General features: G+C 74.7%; 23 protein-coding genes. 11 read left to right on the forward strand and 12 right to left on the reverse strand.

All coding sequences use genetic code 11. The annotated features are described in order from the left end of the window. Positions 1–57: 57 nt before the first annotated feature. From lipA to lipB, 4 genes are all read right to left on the reverse strand, one after another. Positions 58–1,011 (reverse strand): lipoyl synthase, encoded by a 954-nt coding sequence (gene lipA, locus G3T38_RS02660; protein WP_163770669.1) that lies wholly within the window; start codon positions 1,009–1,011, stop codon positions 58–60. Between the two features lie 41 nt (positions 1,012–1,052). Continuing rightward, positions 1,053–2,060, reverse strand: coding sequence for an ABC transporter permease subunit (locus G3T38_RS02665; protein ID WP_163770495.1), 1,008 nt, complete (start codon positions 2,058–2,060; stop codon positions 1,053–1,055). After that, on the reverse strand, positions 2,060–2,986 hold the full coding sequence (locus G3T38_RS02670) for an ABC transporter ATP-binding protein (RefSeq protein ID WP_163770496.1): 927 nt from the start codon (positions 2,984–2,986) through the stop codon (positions 2,060–2,062). Before G3T38_RS02670 ends, G3T38_RS02665 begins: the two co-directional genes overlap by 1 nt. Positions 2,987–3,073: 87 nt before the next feature. Next, positions 3,074–3,817: a lipoyl(octanoyl) transferase LipB gene (gene lipB / locus G3T38_RS02675; protein WP_163770497.1), complete on the reverse strand. Its 744-nt coding sequence runs from the start codon at positions 3,815–3,817 to the stop codon at positions 3,074–3,076. Between the two features lie 52 nt (positions 3,818–3,869). Between lipB and G3T38_RS02680 the strand changes: the two genes are divergently transcribed. Next, on the forward strand, positions 3,870–4,574 hold the full coding sequence (locus tag G3T38_RS02680; RefSeq protein ID WP_163770498.1) for a hypothetical protein: 705 nt from the start codon (positions 3,870–3,872) through the stop codon (positions 4,572–4,574). Here the strand turns inward: G3T38_RS02680 and G3T38_RS02685 are convergent. Together G3T38_RS02685 and sucB are read right to left on the reverse strand one after the other, a co-directional pair. Beyond that, positions 4,546–5,454, reverse strand: coding sequence for a TIGR01777 family oxidoreductase (locus G3T38_RS02685; RefSeq protein WP_163770499.1), 909 nt, complete (start codon positions 5,452–5,454; stop codon positions 4,546–4,548). The genes G3T38_RS02680 and G3T38_RS02685 overlap by 29 nt on opposite strands. 78 nt (positions 5,455–5,532) lie before the next feature. Beyond that, positions 5,533–7,365, reverse strand: a complete 1,833-nt coding sequence (sucB, locus tag G3T38_RS02690; protein ID WP_163770500.1) for a 2-oxoglutarate dehydrogenase, E2 component, dihydrolipoamide succinyltransferase — start codon at positions 7,363–7,365, stop codon at positions 5,533–5,535. A 381-nt stretch (positions 7,366–7,746) separates the two neighbouring features. Between sucB and G3T38_RS02695 the strand changes: the two genes are divergently transcribed. After that, positions 7,747–8,106: a copper resistance CopC family protein gene (locus tag G3T38_RS02695; RefSeq protein ID WP_241728343.1), complete on the forward strand. Its 360-nt coding sequence runs from the start codon at positions 7,747–7,749 to the stop codon at positions 8,104–8,106. Between the two features lie 295 nt (positions 8,107–8,401). Here the strand turns inward: G3T38_RS02695 and G3T38_RS02700 are convergent, their stop codons facing one another. Next, on the reverse strand, positions 8,402–9,931 hold the full coding sequence (locus G3T38_RS02700; RefSeq protein ID WP_163770501.1) for a leucyl aminopeptidase: 1,530 nt from the start codon (positions 9,929–9,931) through the stop codon (positions 8,402–8,404). Between the two features lie 45 nt (positions 9,932–9,976). On the opposite strand from G3T38_RS02700, the gene gcvT reads away from it, so the two are divergent. After that, complete coding sequence (gene gcvT / locus G3T38_RS02705; protein ID WP_163770502.1) at positions 9,977–11,089, forward strand: glycine cleavage system aminomethyltransferase GcvT; 1,113 nt, start codon at positions 9,977–9,979, stop codon at positions 11,087–11,089. Between the two features lie 9 nt (positions 11,090–11,098). Here gcvT and G3T38_RS02710 read toward each other — a convergent pair whose 3' ends face one another. Together G3T38_RS02710 and G3T38_RS22460 are read right to left on the reverse strand one after the other, a co-directional pair. Next, entirely contained in the window at positions 11,099–11,914 is an 816-nt protein-coding gene (locus G3T38_RS02710; protein WP_163770503.1) for an adenosylcobinamide-GDP ribazoletransferase, read from the reverse strand. Then, positions 11,911–13,284, reverse strand: a complete 1,374-nt coding sequence (locus tag G3T38_RS22460) for a bifunctional adenosylcobinamide kinase/adenosylcobinamide-phosphate guanylyltransferase (RefSeq protein ID WP_163770504.1) — start codon at positions 13,282–13,284, stop codon at positions 11,911–11,913. Before G3T38_RS22460 ends, G3T38_RS02710 begins: the two co-directional genes overlap by 4 nt. Positions 13,285–13,328: 44 nt before the next feature. Between G3T38_RS22460 and G3T38_RS02720 the strand changes: the two genes are divergently transcribed. From G3T38_RS02720 to G3T38_RS02755, 8 genes are all read left to right on the forward strand, one after another. Further along, positions 13,329–13,586 carry a hypothetical protein gene (locus G3T38_RS02720; protein WP_338037419.1) on the forward strand — a complete coding sequence of 86 codons (258 nt, stop codon included), beginning with the start codon at positions 13,329–13,331 and terminating at the stop codon, positions 13,584–13,586. A 27-nt stretch (positions 13,587–13,613) separates the two neighbouring features. Then, the gene (locus G3T38_RS02725; protein WP_163770505.1) at positions 13,614–14,426 is read left to right on the forward strand and encodes a thymidylate synthase; all 813 of its coding nucleotides are present in this window, start codon (positions 13,614–13,616) and stop codon (positions 14,424–14,426) included. Then, a complete protein-coding gene (locus tag G3T38_RS02730; protein WP_163770506.1) occupies positions 14,423–15,670 on the forward strand; it encodes a dihydrofolate reductase in 1,248 nt (415 codons plus the stop codon). Before G3T38_RS02725 ends, G3T38_RS02730 begins: the two co-directional genes overlap by 4 nt. Positions 15,671–15,768: 98 nt before the next feature. After that, positions 15,769–16,701 (forward strand): EamA family transporter, encoded by a 933-nt coding sequence (locus G3T38_RS02735; protein ID WP_163770507.1) that lies wholly within the window; start codon positions 15,769–15,771, stop codon positions 16,699–16,701. Then, entirely contained in the window at positions 16,682–17,359 is a 678-nt protein-coding gene (locus G3T38_RS02740) for a GntR family transcriptional regulator (RefSeq protein ID WP_163770508.1), read from the forward strand. Before G3T38_RS02735 ends, G3T38_RS02740 begins: the two co-directional genes overlap by 20 nt. Positions 17,360–17,372: 13 nt before the next feature. Continuing rightward, positions 17,373–18,296 carry an LLM class F420-dependent oxidoreductase gene (locus G3T38_RS02745; protein WP_163770509.1) on the forward strand — a complete coding sequence of 308 codons (924 nt, stop codon included), beginning with the start codon at positions 17,373–17,375 and terminating at the stop codon, positions 18,294–18,296. A 253-nt stretch (positions 18,297–18,549) separates the two neighbouring features. Then, positions 18,550–19,452 carry a 4-hydroxy-tetrahydrodipicolinate synthase gene (gene dapA / locus G3T38_RS02750; RefSeq protein ID WP_163770510.1) on the forward strand — a complete coding sequence of 301 codons (903 nt, stop codon included), beginning with the start codon at positions 18,550–18,552 and terminating at the stop codon, positions 19,450–19,452. 8 nt (positions 19,453–19,460) lie between these two features. Continuing rightward, positions 19,461–21,152 carry a ribonuclease J gene (locus G3T38_RS02755; RefSeq protein ID WP_163770511.1) on the forward strand — a complete coding sequence of 564 codons (1,692 nt, stop codon included), beginning with the start codon at positions 19,461–19,463 and terminating at the stop codon, positions 21,150–21,152. A 250-nt stretch (positions 21,153–21,402) separates the two neighbouring features. Here the strand turns inward: G3T38_RS02755 and G3T38_RS02765 are convergent, their stop codons facing one another. From G3T38_RS02765 to G3T38_RS02775, 3 genes are all read right to left on the reverse strand, one after another. Further along, a complete protein-coding gene (locus G3T38_RS02765) occupies positions 21,403–22,185 on the reverse strand; it encodes an MOSC domain-containing protein (RefSeq protein WP_163770512.1) in 783 nt (260 codons plus the stop codon). Between the two features lie 11 nt (positions 22,186–22,196). Further along, complete coding sequence (locus tag G3T38_RS02770) at positions 22,197–23,294, reverse strand: VOC family protein (protein ID WP_206675757.1); 1,098 nt, start codon at positions 23,292–23,294, stop codon at positions 22,197–22,199. Between the two features lie 241 nt (positions 23,295–23,535). Beyond that, on the reverse strand, positions 23,536–24,198 hold the full coding sequence (locus tag G3T38_RS02775; RefSeq protein WP_163770513.1) for a lysoplasmalogenase family protein: 663 nt from the start codon (positions 24,196–24,198) through the stop codon (positions 23,536–23,538). Positions 24,199–24,206: the final 8 nt, after the last annotated feature.

Below are 24,206 nucleotides of genomic sequence, written 5' to 3' on the forward strand. Positions count from 1 at the left end.
CCGGACCGGGGTCCGGTGCTGAGGACGGGGTGGTGACGGACTGCTCCGACGGACGGGTCAGACCGTCGCGATGGCCGGTCCGACCGGCTGGGCGGCCCGGGCCTCGACGGCCTGACGGTACAGCCGACCGGCGCGGTAGGACGAACGGACCAGGGGACCGGACAGGGCGCCGGCGAAGCCGATCTCCATGGCCTCCTCCTGCAGCTCGACGAACTCCTGGGGCTTGACCCAGCGCTCGACGGGGTGGTGGCGCAGCGAGGGACGCAGGTACTGCGTGATGGTGATGAGGTCGCAGCCGGCCTCGTGGAGGTCGACGAGGGCCACGGAGATCTCCTCGCGCGTCTCGCCCATGCCGAGGATGAGGTTGGACTTGGTGACCAGCCCGGCCGCGCGGGCCTGGGTGAGGACGTCGAGGGAGCGCTCGTAGCGGAACGCGGGCCGGATGCGCTTGAAGATCCGCGGCACGGTCTCCAGGTTGTGCGCCAGGACCTCGGGGCGGGAGTCGAAGACCTCGGCCAGCAGGTCGGGCTTGCCGTTGAAGTCGGGGATCAGGTTCTCCACCCCGGTGCCCGGGTTGAGCTCGTGGATCGCGCGGACCGTCTCGGCGTAGAGCCAGGCGCCGCCGTCGGCCAAGTCGTCGCGGGCGACACCGGTGATCGTGGCGTAGCGCAGCTGCATCTTCTCCACCGACTCGGCGACCCGGCGGGGCTCGTCGCGGTCCAGCGGCTGGGGCTTGCCGGTGTCGATCTGGCAGAAGTCGCAGCGGCGGGTGCACTGGTCGCCACCGATGAGGAAGGTGGCCTCGCGGTCCTCCCAGCACTCGAAGATGTTGGGACAGCCCGCTTCCTGGCAGACCGTGTGGAGGCCTTCGGACTTCACGAGGTGCTGGAGCGCCTTGTACTCCGGGCCCATCTTCGCGCGGGTCTTGATCCACTCGGGCTTCCGCTCGATCGGGGTCTCCGAGTTGCGGATCTCCAGGCGGAGGAGCTTGCGGCCATCAGCTGTTGGCATCTGGGTCACGGACCCACTCTACGCCCGTGCGGCCAGCCCCCTCACGGCACGTCGCGACGGCGGAACGAGGCGATCGACAGCGCCACGACCAGCACGACGAGGACCGCGACGTAGAGGACCGCCTCAGGACGGTCCAGGGTGCGCAGGCAGGCGTCGCCCGCGTCCTCCACGAGGCCCGTGCTGCCGTCGGAGTAGCAGTCGTCGACGTAGTACTCGACCTCGCCCGCGACCACCGCCACCGCGTTCGTCGGCAGCGTCCAGCGGATCGCCGACGCCCCGAACACGGCGAGCAGGATCGTCGACCCGACGCTCACCGCGAACACGATGCCGAGCGTGACCACCGTCGAGCGCAGCAGCATCGTCAGCGCGTGCGCGGCCACGGTGGCCGCGACGAGCAGCACGACCGTCCAGACCGACGAGACCACCACCCGGCCCCACGTCTCCGACGGGGTCTCGATGCCCCGGCTCGCGGCGGTCACCGCGACCATCGTCCAGAACAGGGCGAGCGCCACCGTCGCGAGACCCGCGGCCACGATCCCGCCGGCCAGCGCCTTGGCGACCCACACCCGCGTACGGCGCGGGTCCACCAGCAGCTGCACCGACATCGACCCCGACGCCCAGTCGGCGCCCACGAAGGTCGTGCCGAGGAGCACCACCACCAGCAGCAGGACGACCGCGACGGCGACCGCCGCGTCGGTGCGGGTGGTCTCGACGTCGAGCGCGCTGCGGTAGAGGTAGTTGTCGGCCGTGTACCACTCCCGGTCGGCCAGACCCGCGGTGCAGAGCTCGCGTGCCTCGTCGCTGCCCGCCTCCCCGCCGTAGCCGTAGGACTCCGGTGCCTCCACGCACTCGTCCACCAGCTCCAGCGCGTCCTGGTAGTCGCGCTCCGCCTGCTGCTCGGCCCACGCGCGGTCGCCGTCGGAGACGGGTCGCGTGTTCCAGAGCTGACTGGCCGCGATGAGCACCGGCACGACGAGGCCGACGAGCACGAGCACCAGGACGGCGCGCCGCATCCGCAGCCGGGTCAGCTCGACCCCCAGCAGCCGCATCACGCGGCACCGCCGGGCACCGGGGGCTCCGTCGAGGTGAGCTGGAGGAAGACGGACTCGAGGTCGCGGCGTACCGGCGTCAGCTCCCGGGGCCACAGGTCGTGGCCCGCCAGCGCGCGGGCCACCTCCTCCGGCTCGCGGTCGCCGAGGTCGAGCGCCAGGTGGTCGGCCTCGCGGCCCACGACGATGCCGGCGTCCTCGAGCACGCCCGCGGCGCGCTCGGGCTGGGAGACGACGAGACGGTACGTCGTGCCGCCCGCCACCAGCTCGTCGACGCGGCCCTCCGCGAGCAGGCGCCCGCGGCCGATGATGCTGACGGAGTCGCAGACCTGCTGGATCTCCGCGAGGATGTGGGAGCTGACCAGCACGGTCACGCCCTGGGCGCCGAGCGCCCGGATCATCTCGCGGATCTCGCGGATGCCCGCCGGGTCGAGCCCGTTCGTCGGCTCGTCGAGGATGAGCAGCTCCGGGTCCTTGAGCAGGGTCGCCGCGATCGCGAGGCGCTGCTTCATGCCGAGCGAGTAGGTGCGGTAGCGATCGCCCTCGCGCCCCGACAGCCCCACCTGGTGCAGCGCCGCACCGACGCGCTTCACGTCGATGCCGCCCGCGCGGGCGAGCAGCTCGAGGTTCGCGCGCGCCGAGAAGGTCGGCGTGAACTTCGGCGACTCCACCACGGCACCCACGCGGCCCATGACCTCGGGAAGCCGCTCCGGGACGGGCTCGCCGAAGAGCCGCATCGTGCCGCCGGTCGACCGAGCGAGGCCGAGCAGCATCCGGATCGTCGTCGTCTTGCCCGAGCCGTTCGGCCCCAGGAACCCGTGCACGCCGCCCCGCGGCACCGACAGGTCCAGCCCGTCCACCGCCGTGCGGCCGTGGCTGCCGAAGTCCTTGCGCAGCCCGCGCGCCTCCACCACCAGGTCACTCATCGTCGTCCCCCACGAGCGCAGCATGGAGCACGGCCGTCGGTACGGCGCGCGCGACGCGCCGGATGGCTCCTTGGGCGGCTGGGCGGGTCAGGCGCCGGGCGTGACGAGGGCGATGCGCGGCGGCTCGGGGCGGGCCTCGTAGTCCGGGGTCGCGTCGTACGGCGCCCAGGCGAGCAGGTCGCGCAGGTGGAGCTCGACGAGGGGGAGCACGTCGGCGATCGTGACGTCGCGGCCCAACTCGGCCGACAGCGACGTCACGCCCGCGTCGGTGATGCCGCAGGGGGTGAACCGCGCATACCACCCCAGGTCCACGTCGCAGTTGAGCGAGAAGCCGTGCATGGTGACGCCGCGGGAGACACGGATGCCGATCGCGGCGATCTTGCGCTCGGGCCCGCGGTCGTCGGCCTGGAGCCAGACGCCGCTGCGCCCGGGCACGCGGGCGGTGGTGACGCCGAGGTCGCGGCAGACACGGATCAGCGCCTCCTCGACACGGCGCACGTAGTCGACGACGAGCACGTGGTCGGGCAGGCGCACGATCGGGTAGCCCACGAGCTGGCCCGGACCGTGGAAGGTGATCTTGCCGCCGCGGTCGACGTCGATGACGTCGGCGCCGCCCGGGTCGAGCGGCTTCTCGTGGGGGTCGGTGCGCTTGCCGCACGTGAAGACCGGCGGGTGCTGGAGCAGCAGGACGGTGCCGTGCGGGGTGCCGTCGGCCGGTGCCGGAGCGTCGACGACCGCGGCGTGCACCTCGCGCTGCAGCTCCCACGCCGCCCGGTACTCGACCCCCGCCGCACCGTCGTCGAGACCGTGGGTCCGCATCTCCAGCGCCATGGTGGCGAGCCTACTCCCGCGCGGCTCCGCTCCTCCGCGCGGAGCGGGGCCTGTGGATGACGGCCGACGCCCCGCGGCGATCTCCGGCACCGTGGTCGTCGTGCGAGTGCGGCGATCAACGGCGAGCGGGCGCCACCGGGCGACCCACGGGGCGACCCACGGGGCGATCCACGGGGCGACCCGCCGGGCGGGCGCGGGGGTCCCGCGCGGGCTGCTGGTCGCCGCGCTCGCGCTCGTCGTCGGCCCGCTGGTGGCGGGGGTCGCCCTCGCCCTGGCAGGCACGGGCGGCGCGACGGTGGGGGTCCGTCCCGTCGTCGACGCCGATGCCGACGCCGAGGCCGGGGCACGTGCCGTGGTGGAGGGCTGGGACGGACGGCGCGCGGCGGCGTACGCCGCGGGCGACGTCGCCGCGCTCCGCGGGCTCTACCCGCCGGGCTCGGCGCTGGGGGAGGAGGACGCCGCGGTGCTGACGGCCTACGTCGCGCGCGGTCTCACCGTCCACGGCCTGCGGTTCGAGGTCGTCGACCTCGCGGTCGAGGCCGACGGGCCCGACCGGGTCGTCGTGGTGGTGCGGGACCGGATGGCGCGGGCGGAGGTACGCCGCGGCGACGGCGCCGCCGTGGCCCGGCTGCCGGCCCGGGGCGAGGCGGAGCGCCGCCTCGTGCTGGAGCGTGACGGGGAGGAGTGGCGGCTGGTGGCGTCGAGCGAGCCCGGCGACCAGCCGGCGCTCACGCCGTCGGAGCCAGCGCCGCCGTGAGCACGTCCCGCACGTCGTGGTCGTGGAAGGCGTAGCCCGCGTCCTGCAGGGCGGCGGGCACGGTGCGGAGCGACCCCAGCACCTCGGGGGCCATGCGTCCGGCACCGAGCTTGATGATGGCGGACGGCACCCGCAGGAAGGCGGGACGGTGCACGAGCTCCGCGAGGGTGCGGGTGAACTCGGCGTTCGTCGGCACCTCGGGGCAGCACAGGTTGACCGGCCCGCTGAGCGTGTCGTGCTCCGCGGCGTGCACCACCCCGCCGACCCAGTCGCGCAGCGAGATGATCGGGAAGTGCTGGCTGCCGTCGCCGAGACGGGCCGCGCCGCCGAGCCGGAACATCGGGAGCAGGAGGTTGAGCGGCGCGCTGCTGCGGTCGAGCACGGGGGCGGTCCGCAGGATGCAGACGCGGGCGCCCGCGTCAGCCGCCGGCTCGGCCGCGGCCTGCCACTCGCGCGTCACGTCGGTGAGCAGCGCGTCGCCCCGGGAGTCGGCGTCCTCGGCGAGCACCGGGTCGCCGACGTCGCCGTGGTCGCCGTAGAACGAGATCCCGTTGCCCGCCAGGAACGCGGGCGGTGCCGACGCGTCGGCGATCGTGCGCGCCAGCAGCGTCGTCGTCGCGATCCGGCTGCGCCGCAGCTCCGTGGCCCACTTCTTCGAGTGCGGGTTGCCCATCGTGGGCGAGCCCGCCAGGTTCACCACGACGTCGGCGGAGCCCACGAGGTCGGCGTCCACCTCACCCGCGCAGGGGTCCCAGCGGGAGGTGTCCTCGGCGGGCGAGTCGCGCCGTACGAGCCGGGTCACCCGGTGGTCCCGCTCGCGCAGCGCGCGCACGAGCGCCTGACCGAGGAATCCGGACGAACCGGCGACGACGACGTGCATGGGGTCCTCCTGCGGAGACGACGGACGGCCCCGTCCAGAGTAGGACGGGGCCGTCTGCCGGGTGGAGCAGAGGGTCGATCAGACCTCGAAGTGACCCGCCTCGAGGCGCGCCTTCAGATCGCGCAGGAAGCGACCCGCGTCGGCGCCGTCGACGATGCGGTGGTCGTAGGTCAGCGACAGGTAGACCATGTGGCGCACCGCGATCGTCTCGCCCAGGTTCGGGTCGTCGATCACCACCGGACGCTTCACCACGGCACCGGGGCCGAGGATCGCGACCTGCGGGCTGTTGATGATCGGCGTGTCGAACAGCGCGCCGAAGCTGCCCAGGTTGGTGATGGTGAAGGTGCCGCCCGAGAGCTCGTCCGGCCCGATCTTGTTGGTGCGGGTGCGCTCCGCGACGTCCGCGATCTTCTTGGCGAGGCCCGAGATCGACAGGTCGCCGGCGTCCTTCACGACGGGCGTGATGAGGCCCTTCGGGGTGTCGACGGCGAACGCGACGTGCTCGACGTCGTGGTAGGTCACCGTGCCGGCCTCGGTGTCGAGCGACGCGTTGAGCACCGGGTGCTCCTTCAGCGTGTCCGTCGCCGCCTTCGCGAAGAAGGGGAGGTAGGACAGCTTGACGCCCTCGCGGGCCAGGAACTCGGCCTTCTTCGCGTCGCGCAGACGCGCGATGTTGGTGACGTCCACCTCGACGACCTGGGTCAGCTGCGCCGCGCCCTGGAGCGACTCCACCATGCGCGAGGCGATGATCTTGCGCAGGCGCGACAGCTTCTCGGTCTTGCCCCGCAGGGGCGACGGCGTGGCCGGCGCGGCGGCGGACGAGGCGGCGGCAGGCGCCGACGCGGCCGGGGCAGCGGCGGCCGGAGCCGCAGCGGCCTCCTTTGCCTTGGCGGCGGCGTCGAGCACGTCCTGCTTGCGGATGCGCCCGCCGACACCGCTGCCGGTCACGGTGGCCAGGTCGACGTCGTGCTGCGCGGCGAGCTTGCGCACCAGCGGCGTCACGTAGGTGCCGGCGTCGGAGGAGTCCTGCTCCGAGGAGGCGGCCTGCGACGGCTGCGCGGCACCGGCGGGAGCCGAGCCGGGCTCGGCCGACTTGCCGGGAGCCGGGTCGGCCTTCGGGGCCGGCGTGGGCTCGGGCTTGCTCTCCGCGGCGGGCTCCGGCTCCGGCTCGGGCTCCGGCTCGGGCTCCGGCTCGGGCTCCGGCTCGGGCTCGGCGGCCGCCGGGGCGGCGGAACCGTCGCCGATGATCGCGAGCTCGGCGCCGACCTCGACGGTCTCGTCCTCGTCGGCCTTGATCTCGAGGAGGGTGCCCGCGACGGGCGAGGGGATCTCGGTGTCGACCTTGTCGGTGGAGACCTCGAGCAGCGGCTCGTCGACCGCGACCTCGTCGCCGACCTGCTTGAGCCAGCGCGTGACGGTGCCCTCGGTGACCGACTCGCCGAGCGCGGGGAGCGTCACCGCGGTGCCGGAGCCGCTGCCGGAGCCGCCAGAGGCAGCGGGCTTGGACTCGGTCTTCTCGGCCTCGGGGGTCTCGTCGCCGGCGGGCAGCTCGCCCTTCTCCTCGACGATCTCCTGCTCCTGCTCGGCCTTCTTCGCGGCCTGCTCCTCGTCGGCGGGCTGCGCCTCGGGAGCGGCGGTCTCGTCGGGCGTGCCGGCGTCGCCGCTGCCCTCGTCCTCGTCGCCCACGACGGCCAGCACGGCGCCGACCTCGACCGTGTCGTCCTCGTCGGCCTTGATCTCCAGCAGCGTGCCGGCGACCGGGGAGGGGATCTCGGTGTCGACCTTGTCGGTCGAGACCTCGAGCAGCGGCTCGTCGACGGCGATCGTGTCTCCCACCTGCTTCAGCCAGCGGGTCACGGTGCCTTCGGTGACGGACTCGCCGAGGGCCGGCAGGGTTACTTCGGTCGCCATGTGCTTCCTATTCGTCTCGTTCTGAACGTCTGTCGGAGGGGTGTGCCGGTTCGTTCCGGAGCGCCGCGGGGGCGCTCCGCGTCAGGGGTGCACGTCGACGGGGTGTGGTGGTGGCGTCGAGCGCAGGGCGAGAGCACGGTCTGCATCGGCACGGCCCCGGTGGGGGCCGGTCGATCGAGGGTCCGTCACGAGGCGCCTCCACGCATCCGGAGCTGTGCTGTCGGACGACCATCCTTGCACTACCACCGCAGCCGGGCCCACCCGGATGGTCCGGCGATTCCCCTACCACCGGGTAGGGGTCGGGAGGCGAACGCTCGGTCGGTCGTGCGGTTCGCGGAGTCCTGCCTCCACGAAAGGGTGGGGCGCGGCAGAATGGGGCGCATGGCACTGTTCGACCGCTTCCGCCGGGGCCCCCGGACCAGCGCTCCGCTCCGTGATGGACTGCGCACGGGCTCGACCCGCGTGCGGGCCTCCGACTCCGCCGACGCGCAGCACCTCCTGCAGTGGATCCAGACCCGTCGTGGCATCGAGGGCTTCGTCGAGCCGCGCACGGCGGTCAACGACGTCACCCTGCTGCTCGTCGCGCACGACGGGGAGTGGACCCGGCGGCGCGTCCCCTCGGTGGCGTGGGCGCACGCCTTCGCCAACAAGCACCAGATCCCGTCGTACGACGCCGCCGTGGTGGGCGTGCCGCAGCGGATGCGGGAGTACAACCGGCGGAAGAAGGCCGAGGGCCGCTGAGCGGTACGGCGCGCGCCGCCAACCGATCGGGCTCACCCCATGTAACGCGGTGTCCGGGCCACTGTGGAAGGGGTAGACCACCGCAGAAGTGACCTGGACACCGCGTTACACGACGAGGTGTCGGCCGGTGGGGGCGGACGCCGCCCCGTCGACGCGACGGTCCTCCGCAGGCGGGAGGGGCGGAGATCCCGTCGTTCCCACCGGGCCTCACGACATGTAACGCGGTGTTACTGCCACCTGCACCCTGGTCGACCACTTCCACAGTGGCCCGGACACCGCGTTACACGACGAAGGGTCAGGCAGCACCAGCCCGCGCCGCAACCAGGTGGCGGGCGTAGGCCACGAGCGTCGGCACCGCCGCGCCGGTGCCGCCGGGCGTCAGGTGGCCGGTCGCCCCGCCGGAGTGGAACGCGGGGCCGGCGATGTCGAGGTGGGCCCAGGGCCGTCCGTCCGTGAACTCGCGCAGGAACGCGCCGGCGAACAGCCCGCCGCCCCAGCGCACCCAGTCGTGCTGGGCGAGGTCGGCGACCTTGCTGCTGCGCACCCGCTCCTTCATCTCGGGCGGCAGGGGCATCGGCCACATGGCCTCGCCCGCGCCGGTCGCGGCGGCGACGACGTCCGCCACGACGTCCTCGGAGCCCATGACGCCGCTGATGCGGTCGCCCAGGGCGACGACCATCGCGCCGGTGAGGGTGGCGACGTCGAGGATGACGTCGGGCTCGCGCTCGGTGGCCCGCACGAGGGCGTCGGCCAGCACGAGCCGGCCCTCGGCGTCGGTGTTGGAGACCTCGACGGTGGTGCCGCCGTACATCCGCAGCACGTCGCCGGGCCGCGTCGCGCTGCCGGAGACCATGTTCTCGGCCATCGGCGCGAACGCCGAGACCGCGACGGGCAGCCCGAGCTCGGCGATCGCCAGCGTCGCCTGCACGACGGCGGCCGCGCCGGCCATGTCGCACTTCATCGTCGTCATCGAGCCGCCGGGCTTGATGGACAGGCCGCCCGAGTCGAAGGTGATGCCCTTCCCGACGAGCGCGAGGTGGGCGACCGCGTCGGCCGGCGCGTAGGACAGCTCGACGAGACGCGGGGGAGCGCTCGAGCCGGCGCCGACCCCGAGGATGCCGCCGCAGCCGAGCTCGGCCAGCGAAGCCTCGTCGTGGACCGTCAGCTCGATCGTCGGCGCCCCCCGGCCCTTGGTGGCCGCCTTGTGGGCGGCGACGACGGCGTCGGCGAAGGCGGGCGGGGTGAGGTCGACCGGCGGCGTGTTGACCCAGTCGCGGGTGGCGGCCACCGCGCGGGCGACGACCTCCGCGTCGGTCGCGGCCTGCTGCACGTCGGCGCGGCGCGCGGCACCGGAGAGCACGACCACCTCGGGCGCCCGCGTGTCCTCGCTCCTCGTCTCCTCGCGGTAGGTGGTGAAGCGGTAGCCGCCCAGCGCCCACCCCTCCACGACGGCCGTCACGAGGGCGGCGTCCTCGGCGGGCAGCGCCACGGCGACGGTGGCGGCGTTGGTGGCCGCACGGGCGGCGGCGCCGGCGGCGCGACGTACGGCGGCGGGGTCGCGCTCGGCGTCCTCCCCGCCCAGCCCCACGAGCACCAGCAGCGGCGAGGTCACGCCGTCACCGGTGGGGAGCAGCCGCGTCTCGCCCTCGTCGCCGGTGACCCCGAGCGCGGTGAGCAGCGGGTGGAGGCGACGCCCGTAGGCGGCGGCCACGTCCTCCGCGCCCGCGGCGAGACGGGGTCCCTGCTCCGTCCGCACCACACCGACGACTACGGCGTCGGCACGCGTCTTGGCGGGGCTGGCCTTGCTGAGCGTGTAGGACGTCACGCTGCCCGATGCTAGGTGACGCGGTGGTGACGTAGTTTCGGCCCCATGGCCGCCACCCCCGAGCCCCTCGACCTCCTCCGCTCCCCGCTGCACGAGCGGCACGTCGCGCTCGGCGCGAAGCTGGCGCCGTTCGGCGGGTGGGCGATGCCGGTGGAGTACGCCGCGGGCACGGCCGCCGAGCACACCGCGGTCCGCGAGCGGGTGGGCCTCTTCGACGTCAGCCACCTCGGCAAGGCGAGCGTGCGGGGGCCGGGGGCGGCGGCGTACGTCGACTCCGTGCTCACCAACAGCCTGGGGCGGATCGCGCCGGGCCAGGCGCAGTACACGCTCTGCTGCGCCGAGGACGGCGGCGTCGTCGACGACCTCATCGCCTACCTGCGTGCGGACGACGACGTCTTCCTCGTGCCCAACGCCGCCAACACCGCCGCGGTCGTCGCCATCCTCCAGGCCGGCGCGCCGACGGGCGTCGAGGTGCGCGACGAGCACCGCGACCACGTCGTGCTCGCCGTGCAGGGCCCGGCCTCGGACGCGGTCCTCGAGGACGCCGGCCTGCCCGCCGGCCACCCCTACATGTCGTTCCGCGACGCGGCCTTCCACGGCGGGTCGGTCGTCGTGTGCCGCACGGGCTACACGGGGGAGCGCGGCTACGAGGTCGTCGCCCCCGTCGCGCTCGCCGAGCCGCTCTGGGACGCGCTCGTCGCCGCCGGCGAGCCGCACGGGCTGCTGCCGGCGGGCCTGGGGGCGCGCGACACGCTGCGCACCGAGATGGGCTACCCGCTCCACGGCCAGGACATCGCGCCGACCATCACGCCCGTGCAGGCGCGGCTCGGCTGGGCGATCGGCTGGGACAAGCCCGCGTTCGCCGGCCGGGACGCCCTGCTCGCCGAGCGCGCCGCCGGCCCCCAGCGGGTGCTGCGCGGCCTGCGGGCCGTGCGCCGCGGCATCCCGCGGCCCGGCATGCGGGTGCTGGACGCCGAGGGCGGGGAGCTCGGGCTCGTCACCTCCGGCACCTTCTCGCCGACGCTGCGCGCCGGGATCGCCCTGGCCCTGCTCGACCGCGCGGTCGGCGAGGGCGACGAGGTGGTCGTCGACGTGCGCGGCCGGTCCGAGGCGTTCACCGTCGTGCGTCCGCCGTTCGTGGAGGCGTCGGCGCGGTAGCCCGGTCGCTCAGCCGAGCGCCAGCGCCGCCACGACGAGCGTGACGGTGACGGCGGACTCGACGCACGCGCCGTACACGTCCCCCGTGACGCCGCCGAAGCGGCGGCGGCACCGTCGGGCGAGGAGGTACGCCGCGGCCTGGCCCGCGACGACGCCGAGGCCGAGCGCGAGGAGCCAGCGTCCGGGCGCGAACGGATCGAGGAGCAGCACCGCCGCGGCCGCAGCCACGACGACGAGGGTGGCCGACGTCGCGAGCGCGAGCACCGCCCGCGTGCTCGTCACGGCTCCCGCCACCGTCGCCCCGAGACCGTCGCCCCGCGCGGCCGACCAGGACCGGGTGCAGAGCCAGGGCAGCGTGGCGCGTCCCGCCACGACGGCCACGCCGAGGGCCACCGCGCCCAGCACCGCGTCGTGCGCCAGGAGGGTGCCGATGGCCGCGACCTGCGCCAGCAGCGCGAGCAGGAGGGTCGCGACGCCGAACGGGCCGATGTCGGACTTCTTCATGATCGCGAGCGCGGGCTCGCCCGAGCGGCCCGATCCGAGGCCGTCGGCGACGTCGGCGAGGCCGTCGAGGTGCAGTGCCCGCGTGAGTGCGGCCACCCCCGCGACGGCGAGCACGGCGAGGAGCAGCGGCGCGGACCCGAGACGGGCGAGCACGCCGACGGGCACGGCGACGAGCAGCGCCAGGACGAGGCCGACGCCGGGCGCGACCGTCATCGCGACGCCCGCGACGGCGCGGTCGACGTGCCGCGGCGGCGGGACCCGGAGGACCGACAGGGTGCCGACGGCGAGCCGGACGCCGTCACCGCTCGACGGCGGGTTCACAGCGTCACCACCCGGCCGGCGACGCACCAGCGCACGTCCTCCGTCGCGGCGGCGACCGCCGCGTTGAGCCGGCCCATGGCGTCGCGGAAGAGCCGTCCCGACGCGGTGGCGGGCACGATGCCCTGCCCGACCTCGTTGCTGACGGCGACGACGCGGCGCGGGGTGGCGCGCCAGGCGTCGAGCAGCGCGGCCACCTCGGCCTCGACCGCGGCCCAGGCGGCGGCGTGGTCGGGCGCGGAGGGCTCCCACGCGCCGTACCGGTCGACGACGCCCGTGAGCCACAGGGTGAGGCAGTCGACGAGCAGTGCCTCGCCGGGCACGTCGTCGGCGAGCAGGCCGACGAGGTCGAGGGTCTCGACGGTGCGCCAGTGCGCGGGGCGGCGCTCGACGTGGAGCGCCACGCGCTCGGCCCACTCGGCGTCGCCGTCGCGTCGGCCGCTGGTCGCGACGTACGCCACCCGCGGCTCGCCCGCGACCAGCCGCTCGGCCTCGACGGACTTGCCGGAGCGCGCACCGCCGAGCACGAGCGTGCGGCCGGCGGGTCGGGGGACGGCGGCGCCGGGGACGAGCTCGGTGCCGTCGTCGACCACGCGGGCCCCCACGGCGGCGAGCCGGCGGGCGAGCTCGGGCGTCGGCGGGTTGTGGTGGGACAGGTGCACGGCGACGACGTCGGTGGTGTCGGTGACGGCGCCGACGGCGCGGAGGCGCCGGACCTGCGCGGCGAACGCGGCCAGGCCCAGGTGCTGCTCACCGGCGAGGTCGCCGCGGTCGCCGAAGGTCTCCTCGAGGAGCACGACGTCGTACGCCGCGCCCTCCACCGCCGCGACCGTCGCCGCGGGCAGGGGACCGGTGTCGGTGGCGTGCAGGACGCGCGTCCCCGCCGGGGTCGTCACGTCCCAGAGCACGGCCTCGGTCGCGCCGGGGGCGCCGAGGCCGGTGGTGTGGGCGGCGGCGAGGACCCGCACGTCGTAGCCGTGCAGGCGGTGCCGCTCGCCCGGTGCGACGGGGACCCACGTGACGGGCGCGTCGTCGGGGAGCCAGGCGCGCGCGGCGGCGATCGCGTCGGGCGGTCCGGCGACGGTCAGCGGCGCGTCCGTGACCCACCCGCGGTGCATCAGCGCCGCGGGGCTGAGGTGGTCGGAGTGCTGGTGGGTGACGAGCAGCAGGCGCACGCCCGCGAGGTCGACCCCGGCCCGCGTGGCCGCCTCGGGGGTGCTCGGTCCGCAGTCGAGGAGGACGGTGCCGTCGAGGAGCGCGGCGGTCTGGCCGCGTACCCGCCCGGCCGTCCGCTCCGCGCCGCAGGAGGCGCAGCGGCAGAACGGCTGGGGCCAGCCGTCGGCGGCACCGGTGCCGAGGAGTCGCACGCTCACCGGGTCATTGTCGGGTCCGGGGGACCGCCCCTAGTCTCGGGGGCGTGAACCTCCCCGACGCGCCGTCCGCCTTCCGCTCCCCGACGCCCCCGGAGCAGCTGTGGTGGTGGCGCACGGAGGACAAGGACGGCAACGAGGTGACCGTCGCCGGCGAGCTCGCGGGGGAGAAGTTCCCGAGCCAGTCCGACGCCGAGTCGTGGGTGGGCGAGGTGTTCGGCGAGCTGGCCGAGCAGGGGGTCGACGCGGTCGTGCTGTTCGAGGGCGAGCGGCGGGTCTACGGGCCGATGTCGCTGCACCCGTGAGCGCTGCCCGGCGGTAGTCTCACGGGCGTGCAGGCCTACCTCGACCTCGTCCGCCGCATCCTCGACGAGGGCGTGGAGAAGTCCGACCGCACGGGCACCGGCACGCTCAGCGTGTTCGGCCACCAGATGCGCTTCGACCTGACGGCGGGCTTCCCGCTGGTGACGACGAAGAAGGTCCACACGCGGTCGGTCTTCGCGGAGCTGCTCTGGTTCCTCCGCGGCGACACCAACGTGCGGTGGCTGCACGAGCGGGGTGTCTCCATCTGGGACGAGTGGGCGGACGAGGACGGCGAGCTCGGACCCGTGTACGGCGCGCAGTGGCGGTCCTGGCCGACGCCCGACGGGGGCTCGATCGACCAGATCGCGAAGATCATCGAGCAGATCCGCACCGACCCCGACTCGCGGCGCCACGTGGTGAGCGCGTGGAACGTGGCGCAGGTGGACGACATGGCGCTGATGCCGTGCCACACGGTGTTCCAGTTCTACGTCGCGCCCGGCCGCGACGGTGGGCGGTCGCGGCTGTCGTGCCAGCTCTACCAGCGCTCCGGGGACGTCTTCCTCGGGGTGCCGTTCAACATCGCCTCCTACGCGCTGCTGACCCACATGGTCGCCCACGTGCTCGACCTCGAGGTGGGGGACTTCGTGCACACGCTCGGCGACGCGCACCTCTACCTCAACCACCTCGACCAGGCGCGCCTGCAGCTGACACGCGAGCCGCGTCCGCTGCCGACGCTGTGGCTGGACCCGGCGGTCCGGGAGATCGACGGCTTCGACCTCGAGCACGTCGAGGTGCGGGGCTACGACCCGCACCCGGGGATCAAGGCACCGATCGCCGTATGACCACCCCCGGCGGCCTCACCGTCAGCTGCGTCGCCGCCGTCGCCCGCCACGGGGTCATCGGCAACGGCCCCGACATCCCGTGGCGGGTGCCGGGGGAGCAGGCGGAGTTCAAGCGCCGCACCCTCGGTACGACGCTGCTGATGGGCCGCGCGACCTACGCGTCGATCGGTCGGCCGCTGCCCGGGCGGACGACGGTGGTGCTGACGCGCGATCCCGGGTGGTCGCCGGGCCACGACGGGGTCCACGTCGCCCGCGACCTCGACGCGGCGGTCTCGATCGCCGACGGGCTCGGTGCTCCCGTCAGCGTGGCGGGCGGTGCGCAGGTGTACGCCGCGGCCCTGGCCGTGCCCGGTCTCGTCGACGCCCAGGTGCTGACCGAGATCCCGCTCGAGGTGCACGGCGACGTGCGCTACCCGGCGATCGACGAGGCGGCCTGGCCGGTCGTCGAGCGCGCCGAGCACGAGGGGTTCACGGTGGTGGTGCGCTGGACCGGGGCGCGTCTCGACGCGCTGGCGGCGCTCGTCGACGGACCTGTCGCGGCTCCGGTGCTCCTGCGCGGTGGCACCCACGCGACGACCCTCGCCGTGCGGCAGGGAGACCGCGACCTCGTGGCGCGGTGGTTCCCGCCCGGTGACGAGGCGGTCGCGCGCGAGCGCGCGGTGCTGGAGATGGCTCCGCCCCTCGCCCCCGTCTACGTCATCGACGGCACCACGCCGTGGGGTCCGGTGCTCGTCACCACGCGGCTCGCGGGCGGTGCGCCGCCTCCTGATGCCGCGCCGGAGGAGCTCGCCCCGGCGATGGCCGAGGCACTGGCTGCCCTGCACGCGCGGGACGGCGCGGACCTGCCTGTCTCCTCGGCGGTAGCTGCACCGCCCTCAGCGCGCTCGGTGCTGGTCCACGGCGACTTCTGGAGCGGCAACCTGCTGTGGGACGGCCGCCGCGCGGTCGGCGTCGTCGACTGGACCGGCGCGTGTCGCGGCCCGGCCGAGCTCGACGTCGCCTGGGCGCGCCAGGACCTGGTGCTCCTCGGGTCGACGGAGGCGGCGCGCATCTTCCTCGAGGCGTACGAGCGGGCCAGCGGGGTCCGGCTCGGTGACGTACCCGCGTGGGACCGGTGGGCCGTCGACCGGGCCGCGCCGCAGGTCGCGGGATGGGCGACGAACTATGCCGGGATCGGGCGCCCGGACCTCACGGGCCCGGTGCTGGTCGAGCGACTCCGGCGGTTCTCCGACTCCCTGGGCTGACGGGCTCGGCGGGGCTGACCGGGGAAAACTGTCAACTCCTGTGACCACCCGCGTCCCGCCGGACACCCCCACCCGGGAGATTGTGTAACAATCTCCCGGTGTGTCGAACCCCCGCCGTGCTCGCGGTGCTGCTCGCCGCGGCGTGCTTCGCGACGACCGGCACCGCGCAGGAGATCGCCGACGCCGGCGCCAGCGCCACGTCCGTCGGTGCGGCCCGGATCGTCGTCGGCGGCGGGATCCTCGGGCTCGTCGCCCTCCTCGCCGCGCGCTCGACCAGCTCGACCAGCCCGACCGGGACGACGACTGCGAGCCGCCTCCCGACCTGGCTCGTCGTCGCGGTGGGTGCCGCGGGCGTCGTCGCCTACCAGCCGTTCTTCTTCGCCGGTACGGCGCAGAACGGCGTCGCCGTCGGCACCGTCGTGGCGCTGGGCTCGGCGCCCGTGGCGACGGGCGCGCTCGACGCCGTCGTCCGGCGGCACGTGCCGTCGCTCCGCTGGTGTGCCGCGACCACGGTGGCGCTGGTCGGTGTCGTCCTGGTCTCGGGCCTCGCCACGAGCGGCGCGGGTGCGGTCGACCCCGCGGGCGTCGCGTCCTCGGTGGCGGCAGGCGCGTCGTACGCCCTCTACGCCCTCGCCGGCAAGCTCCTGCTCGACCGCGGCTGGAGCGCGAGCGCCTCGATGGGCGCGACGTTCGGCACGGCGGCGGTCGCGAGCGTCCCGCTCCTGCTGATGACCTCGACCGGATGGCTGGCTACGCCACGGGGGCTCCTCCTCGTCCTGTGGCTGGGCCTCGTGACGACCACCGTCGCCTACCTCCTGTTCGGCTGGGGACTGCGGCGCCTCGAGCCCACGACCGTCGCGACCCTCACGCTCGCCGAGCCCCTCGGCGCCACCCTGCTCGGCCTCCTCGTGCTCCACGAGCGCCTCACCGCGCTCGCGTCCGTGGGACTGGTCGTGCTCGTCGTCGGGCTGGCGGTCCTCAGCCTGCCGCAGGGGCGGGGGAGGAGGCTCGATGTCGCCCCGGCGGCGTGAGACCATGCCGGGCCCGACCGCGGTCGAGCGCCTGGCGTCCACCCTCCGCGACGCGATCCTCGAGCGCGGTTCCCTCGCACCCGGTGACCCGTTGCGCGAGGAGGACCTCGCCCGGGACCACGACGTCTCGCGCCACACCGCCCGCGCGGCGCTCGCGCTGCTGCGGGCGGAGCGCCTCGTCGTGGCGGTCCCGTACGCCGGGGCCCGGGTCGCGACGCTCGACGACACCGCGCTGGTGGCGCTGCAGGAGCTGCGGGCCGCGCTCGAGACCGAGGCCGTCCGCATCGTCACCGAGCGGCACGGCAACCCCTGGTCGGACGACGTGCGGATGCCGATGGACGCGGCCGTCGACGCGCTCGCCACGGCCGAGGCGGCCGACGACTGGCGGGCGACGCTGCACGCGCACGCCGCCGTCCACCGCGCGGTGGTGGAGGCGGCCGACAGCCCGCGGATCGCGGCGGCCCACGCGCAGCTGGAGTCGGAGATCCTGCTCGTGCTCGCCCACCTCCGCCCGGACTACCCGGCGGGCTCGCTGGCGGAGGAGCACCGGTGCTACCTCGACGCCCTCCCCGAGCGGGGCGGCGCCGCCGTGCGGGAGCACCTCGACCGCTCGACCACCCTCATCCGCTCGGCCCGACGAGCGGTGGGAGGCACCTGAGAGGCTGAGGATCATGGACCTCCGCATCTTCACCGAGCCCCAGCAGGGCGCGACCTACGACGACCTCCTCGCCGTCGCCCAGGAGACCGAGCGCCTCGGGTTCGACGCGTTCTTCCGTTCCGACCACTACCTGCACATGAGCGGCGACGGCCTGCCCGGTCCGAGCGACGCCTGGACGACGCTGGCCGGTCTCGCCCGCGAGACCAGCACGATCCGGCTCGGCACGCTCATGACGTCCGCGACGTTCCGGCACCCCGGTGTGCTGGCGATCCAGGTGGCGCAGGTCGACCGGATGTCGGGCGGCCGGGTCGAGCTCGGTCTGGGCGCCGGGTGGTTCGAGGGCGAGCACGCGGCGTACGGCATCCCCTTCCCCGACACGCGCGAGCGCTTCGACCGGTACGCCGAGCAGCTCGAGATCGTCACCGGCCTGTGGGCGACGCCCGAGGGGGAGCGCTACTCGTTCGCGGGCGAGCACTACACGCTGACGGACTCGCCCGCCCTGCCGAAGCCCGCCCAGGCGAAGCCCCCGGTGCTCGTCGGGGGTCTCGGCAAGCGCCGTACGCCGGAGCTCGCCGCCCGCTACGCCGACGAGTTCAACCTGCCGTTCGTCGACCTGGACGCGACGCGGGCGCAGTTCACGCGGGTGCGCGCGGCGTGCGCCGCCATCGACCGGGACCCGGCCACGATGACGTGGTCCAACGCCCTCGTCGTCTGCGTCGGCGCGGACGAGGCGGAGATCGCCCGCCGGGCCGCCGCCATCGGCCGCGACGTCGACGAGCTGCGGGCCAACGGGCTGGCCGGCACGCCGAGCGAGGTCGTGGACCGGCTCGGCGAGTTCGCCGAGACCGGGTCGCAGCGCGCCTACCTGCAGGTGCTCGACCTGGGCGACCTCGACCACCTGCGACTCATCGCCGCCGAGGTCCTGCCGCACATCTGAACGCCATCGACCCAGGCCCCGACCGCTGAAGCTCCCCGACGGTTTCAATCGGGTGAGTGACGTTCAGTGGCGGAAAACGGAGGGTCCCCGGGGCATGGCCGCCGCCTTCGGCCCGTGTTCTCCGCTGTTGTGAACACGACGGTGGGTCCGGCGACGGGCCTGTGGCGACGACGAACGCCCGTGGGCACCTGGTGGCACCGCGCGCGGTGCGCCGCGTGCAGCGGGGTGCCGCGGCAGGGATAGCCTGTCCCTCGTGACCACTGCTGCTCCCGCCGCGCCGTTCGGCCGCGTCCTGACCGCCATGGCGACCGCGTTCCACGCGGACGGCTCGCTCGACCTCGAGAGCACGCAGAAGATCGCCCGTCACCTCGTCGCCAACGGCCACGACGGCCTCGTGGTGTCCGGTACGACGGGGGAGTCGCCCACGACGACGCAGGGCGAGGACGGCGAGATCCTCGCCGCGGTCCGCGACGCGGTCGGTCCGGACGTCACCCTGGTCGCCGGTGTCGGCACCAACGACACGCGCACCTCCACCGAGCTGGCCCGGCAGGCGAACAAGAACGGCGCGAACGGCGTGCTGCTCGTGACGCCGTACTACAACAAGCCCGGCCAGAAGGGCATCCTCCACCACTTCCGGCAGGTGGTGGAGGCGGCCGAGCTCCCGGTGATGCTCTACGACATCCCGGGGCGCACGGGCTCCCAGATCGCGCTCGAGTCCTACGAGGAGATGGTGGCGTGGGAGCCGGTCGTCGCCGTCAAGGACGCGGTCGGTGACTTCGTCCGGGGCCTGCGCATCACCCAGCTCGGCTTCGCCGTCTACTCGGGCGACGACGCGCTCAACCTCGGCTGGCTCGCCCACGGCGCGAGCGGGTTCGTCTCGGTCTGCGGTCACGTCGCGGGCAACGAGCTGCGCTCGGTGCTCGACACCTTCTTCGCCGGCGACCCCGCCGGCGCACGCGAGATCTTCACGCGGCTGCTCCCCGCGTTCGACGCCGTGATGGGCGTCCCCAACTACGGAGCCACCACCGCCAAGGCAGCACTCCAGCTCCTCGGCGTCCTCGATAACCGGAACGTGCGCAGCCCGCTCGTTCCCCTCGACGACGAGGAGGTCGCCGCCCTGCGCGCCGGCCTCGTGAAGTCGGGGCTCATCCACTAGGAGTCCGCTTGTCCCATACTCACCCCGAGCTGTCCGCCCCCCCGGAGCTGCCGAAGGGCGGGCTGCGGGTCATCCCGCTCGGAGGTCTCGGCGAGGTCGGCCGCAACATGACCGTCTTCGAGCACGAGGGCCGTCTGCTCGTCGTCGACTGCGGCGTCCTCTTCCCCGAGGACGACCACCCCGGCGTCGACCTGATCCTCCCCGACTTCGCCGCCATCCGTGACCGCCTCGACGCCATCGAGGCGCTCGTGCTGACCCACGGCCACGAGGACCACATCGGCGCGACGCCGTACCTGCTCCGCGAGCGCAACGACATCCCGCTCGTCGGCTCGCAGCTGACCCTCGCCCTGCTCGAGGGCAAGCTGCGCGAGCACCGGCTGCGCAACCCCGTGCAGCACGTCGTCAAGGCCGGCGACGTCATCACCTTCGGGCCGTTCGAGCTCGAGATGGTGGCCGTCAACCACTCGATCCCCGACGCGCTCGCGGTGGCGATCCGCACCAGCGCCGGTCTCGTCCTGCACACGGGCGACTTCAAGATGGACCAGCTGCCGCTGGACGGTCGCATCACCGACCTCGTCTCGTTCGCGCGTCTCGGCGAGGAGGGCGTGGACCTGTTCCTCACCGACTCCACCAACGCCGAGGTCCCCGGGTTCACCACCCACGAGAAGGACATCACGCCGGCGCTCGACCGCACCTTCTACGCGAGCGACCAGCGCATCATCGTCGCCTGCTTCGCCTCCCACGTGCACCGTGTCCAGCAGGTGCTCGACATGGCGGTCAAGCACGGGCGGAAGGTCGCCTGGGTGGGGCGCTCGATGGTGCGCAACATGGGCATCGCGCGCGAGCTGGGCTACCTCAACGTGCCGCCGGGGCTCATCGTCGACGCCAAGCAGCTGACCGACCTGCCGCCGCACCAGCAGGTGCTCATCTCGACGGGGTCGCAGGGCGAGCCGCTGTCCGCGCTGAGCCGCATCGCGCAGCGCAGCCACAACTTCGTGCACCTCGAGGAGAACGACACCGTCATCCTCGCCAGCTCGCTCATCCCGGGCAACGAGAACGCGGTCTACCGGGTCATCAACGGGCTCTCCAAGCTCGGCGCGAACGTCGTGCACAAGGGCAACGCGATGGTGCACGTCTCCGGTCACGCCAGCGCCGGCGAGCTCCTCTACTGCTACAACATCGTCAAGCCCCGCAACGTGCTCCCCGTGCACGGCGAGGTGCGGCACCTGCGGGCCAACGGCGACCTCGCCCGGGCGACCGGCGTGCCGGCGGACCGGGTGCTGCTGGCCGAGGACGGAGTCGTCGTCGACCTCGTCGACGGCGTCGCGTCGATCACCGGCAAGGTGGAGTGCGGCTACGTCTTCGTCGACGGCTCGAGCATCGGCGGCCTGTCGGAGTCGTCGCTCAAGGACCGCCGGATCCTCGGCGAGGAGGGCTTCATCTCGGTGATCGTGGTCGTCGACTCGGTGACCGGCAAGGTGCTGAGCGGCCCGGACATCCACGCCCGCGGCTTCGCGGAGGACGAGTCGGCGTTCGACACCGTGCGCGGCCCGATCCTCAAGGCCGTCGAGGCGGCGATCGCGGACGGCACGACCGACAACCACCAGCTCCAGCAGACCGTACGGCGCGTGGTCGGCCGCTGGGTCGGCACGAAGCTGCGCCGTCGGCCGATGATCGTCCCGGTGGTCATCCAGGCCTGAGGGCTCTCTCGCCCCACCGGGCCCTCGCCGGGCCCCCACCGGGCCCTCGCCGGGCCCTCGCCGGGCCCTCGCCGGCCCCCGCCGGGGGGGGGGGGGGGGGGGGGGGGGGGGGGGGGGGGGGGGGGGGGGCCGCGCGGGGGGGGGGGGGGGGGGGGCCGCGGCCCCGCCCCCGGGGGGGGGCGCCCCCCCCCCCCCCCCCCCCCCGGCCCCCCCCCCACGACTGCTTTCGGGGGCAGGTGGTGGTGCTCGTTCACGCCAGCCGCACCGCGTCACCGACGGTGACGACGCCGGGCTGCGTCATGGCCGCGTCGACACCGGCGACCGGACGGGCGCGGAGACGGGCCACGGCGCGCAGGAGCCCGCGCCCGGCTGGGGAGCCCGCCCCGGTGACGGGGTGGTGGTCGATCACGCGGCACCGGACGATCGGTGCGCGCACCTGCATCCGTGCCTCGCCGACCTCGAGCTCGCGGCCCGCCCAGGACTCCTCCGCGAAGGGGGTCGTGCCGCCGTCGTCGACCACCAGCGTCGCCCGGAGCCGGGCAGCCGTGGTCTCCTCGGGCTCGGCCAGGCTGGCTGCATGCGCCACGGCGCGGACCGTCGCCCGGGTGACGAGGCTGACGGGTGCGCCGTAGACGATCCCGCCCCGCGGCGCGACCGCCAGCGTCACGTCGCGGCCCAGGTGCGTGGAGAGCAGCGCGGCGTGCTCCGACGCGACGAGGGGCCGCACCGTCACGCGTCGTCCCCAGTAGTCGACGTCCAGCGCCGTACCGTCCGGCTCGACCGGGCCGGAGGCCGCGCCGCCGGGGGTGCCGATCACCCAGCCACCGGCGAGGCCCGCCTCCCGGTCGAGCAGCTGCGCCCGCACCGCGAGCAGGCGCGGGTGCGCCACGGTGCGCAGCACCGCGCGGTGCTCGACGTCGAGCGCACAGAGCACGCGGTCGCCCACCGGCCCGTCGGCGTCGAACCGCAGCGACGGCACCGAGGGGTGGGTGCCGCCCTTCAGCAGGGTGACGCCCAGGCGGTGCACGTGCATCGGGGGCCCCGTCAGAGCACGCCGGTGACGGGGTCGCGGTCGGTGAGGCAGTACGCCGCGCCCGAGGGGTCGCGGAGCACCGTCCACCGCGCGTGCTCCGTGACCGGCTCGGCTCCCAACGCGCGGTGGCGCGCGGTCTCGGCGGCGCGGTCGCTGCACGCCACGTCGAGGTGGGCCGTGACGGTCGGTCGCTCGTCCTCTACGCGCTGGAACAGGAACCGCAGCGGCTGGCCCTCCGGACGGCGCAGCGACGAGAACGTGTCGCTGACGGGTGAGGCCTGCGGCGTCCACCCCGTGAGCTCCGCCCAGAAGGTCCGCTCGGCGTCCACCAGGTGTGCCGGCGCGTCGACGCACACCTGGTCGACCGTCGACCGGGATCCGTCGGGCCACGTCGTGGCTGGGGCGCGGAGACAGGCGGCGTGCCCGACGCAGCAGAAGAGCAGGCCGCCGGGCGAGCGGAGCACGACGTAGCCGTGGGGACTGCGGTGCACGACCTCTGCGCCGAGGGCGACGGCCCGGTCGGCGGCGCGGCTCGGATCGGGGACGTGCAGGTCGAGGTGGACCCGTGTCGGTGCGCCGGTCCCGGGATCGTCGACCCGCTGCACACGCAGGTGGTCGTGACCGGTGGGCGGGACCAGCGTGGCGAACTCGTCGGCCGCGCCGCGGGGAGGCGAGAGCCGGTGGCCCGTCACGGCCGCCCAGAAGGCGGGCACGGTGTCCCGGTGCACTGCGTCGACGTCGAGGAACGCGCTCACCCAGAACGGCCGGCCCGCGGTCTCGTCGGACTCGGCCACCGGACGGTGGAGCACCGCGGAGACCGGCACGGCGACGAGGTCGGACGGCGCCCCAGGGGCGGGCTGCGCCTCGGCGTCGACGATCAGGGAGAAGCCGGGCGCCGAGCGGGGCGGCCACACGAGCGTCACCCGCGGGTTCGCGGCGACGTTCGCGAGCGAGCCGCGGCCAGGCGTCCGCAGACGAAGACGGCCTGCCTCCATGGCCGGCGCGACGTGCACCGCCTTCACGCCGGTGCCGTCGGTCGACAGCAGGTAGCCCGTGCCGAACGACGCCAGCACGTCGGGGAGGTCCGCGAGGTCGACGACGATGCTCATGGGCCCACGGTAGAACGAGGTGCCGACGGGTCCCGCGCCGCCAGAAAGGGCTTGGACACATCCGGCACCGGAGCCGGGTCCGCGGCGGCCGGATGGAGCCGCGTACGCGTGCACCGGCGGCGCCGCGAGCTCGTTCCGGGCCGGTAGCGGCCCACGGAGCCGCGATCCTCGCCCCCGCACGCGCGGCCCCGGTGCCGGATGTGTCCAAGCCCTCGGAGCACCCCGGGGGTGGATCGAGGGCTCACGCCGCCCGCAGGACGCCGAGCACGATGAGTCCCTGACCCAGGTGGTAGGTCACCATCACGGCCACGTGCGGCCACGGCGCCACCCAGTCGCGGGGCCGCGCGAACCGGTCGAGCGCCAGCACCGTGTCGCTGGCGACGAACACCGCGGCACCGGCCGCGACCAGCACGAGGCCGGTTCCCCACCCGGCCACCAGCATGGCGGCGATGACGAGCATGTACGCCGCGACCGGCGCCGCGAGGCCGATCCCGCCCGACCGGAGGGTCGCAGGGAGCACCGCGCGTCCGGTCACCAGCGCGCCGGCGAGGGCCACGGCCCCGCCCGCCAGCCACCACGACACCGAGATCCCGAGGGTGGCGAAGCAGGCGACGTACGCCAGGTGGCCGACGAGGAACGCCCCCAGGCCGCCGAGGAAGCGCCGCGGGGAGTCGCCCAGGAGGAACGCGTCGCCGGCGGTGCCGAGCAGGAGGGCGACGACCAGCCACGCCCCTGCCGCGCTGTCGGCCGCGCCGCCCGCCAACGCCGCGGTCGCCAGCGCGAGCAGGGCCGCGGGCTTCACCACGGCCTCCGTGCGGCGGTCCTCCTGGGCGACGGCCACCCAGTCGGTGACGGCGATGACGACGAACAGGGCGGCGGTCACGAGGACGAGCAGCGGCGGCACGCCGTGCA

The sequence above is a fragment of the Nocardioides zeae genome (assembly GCF_010686755.1).
Lineage (GTDB): Bacteria > Actinomycetota > Actinomycetes > Propionibacteriales > Nocardioidaceae > Nocardioides > Nocardioides zeae.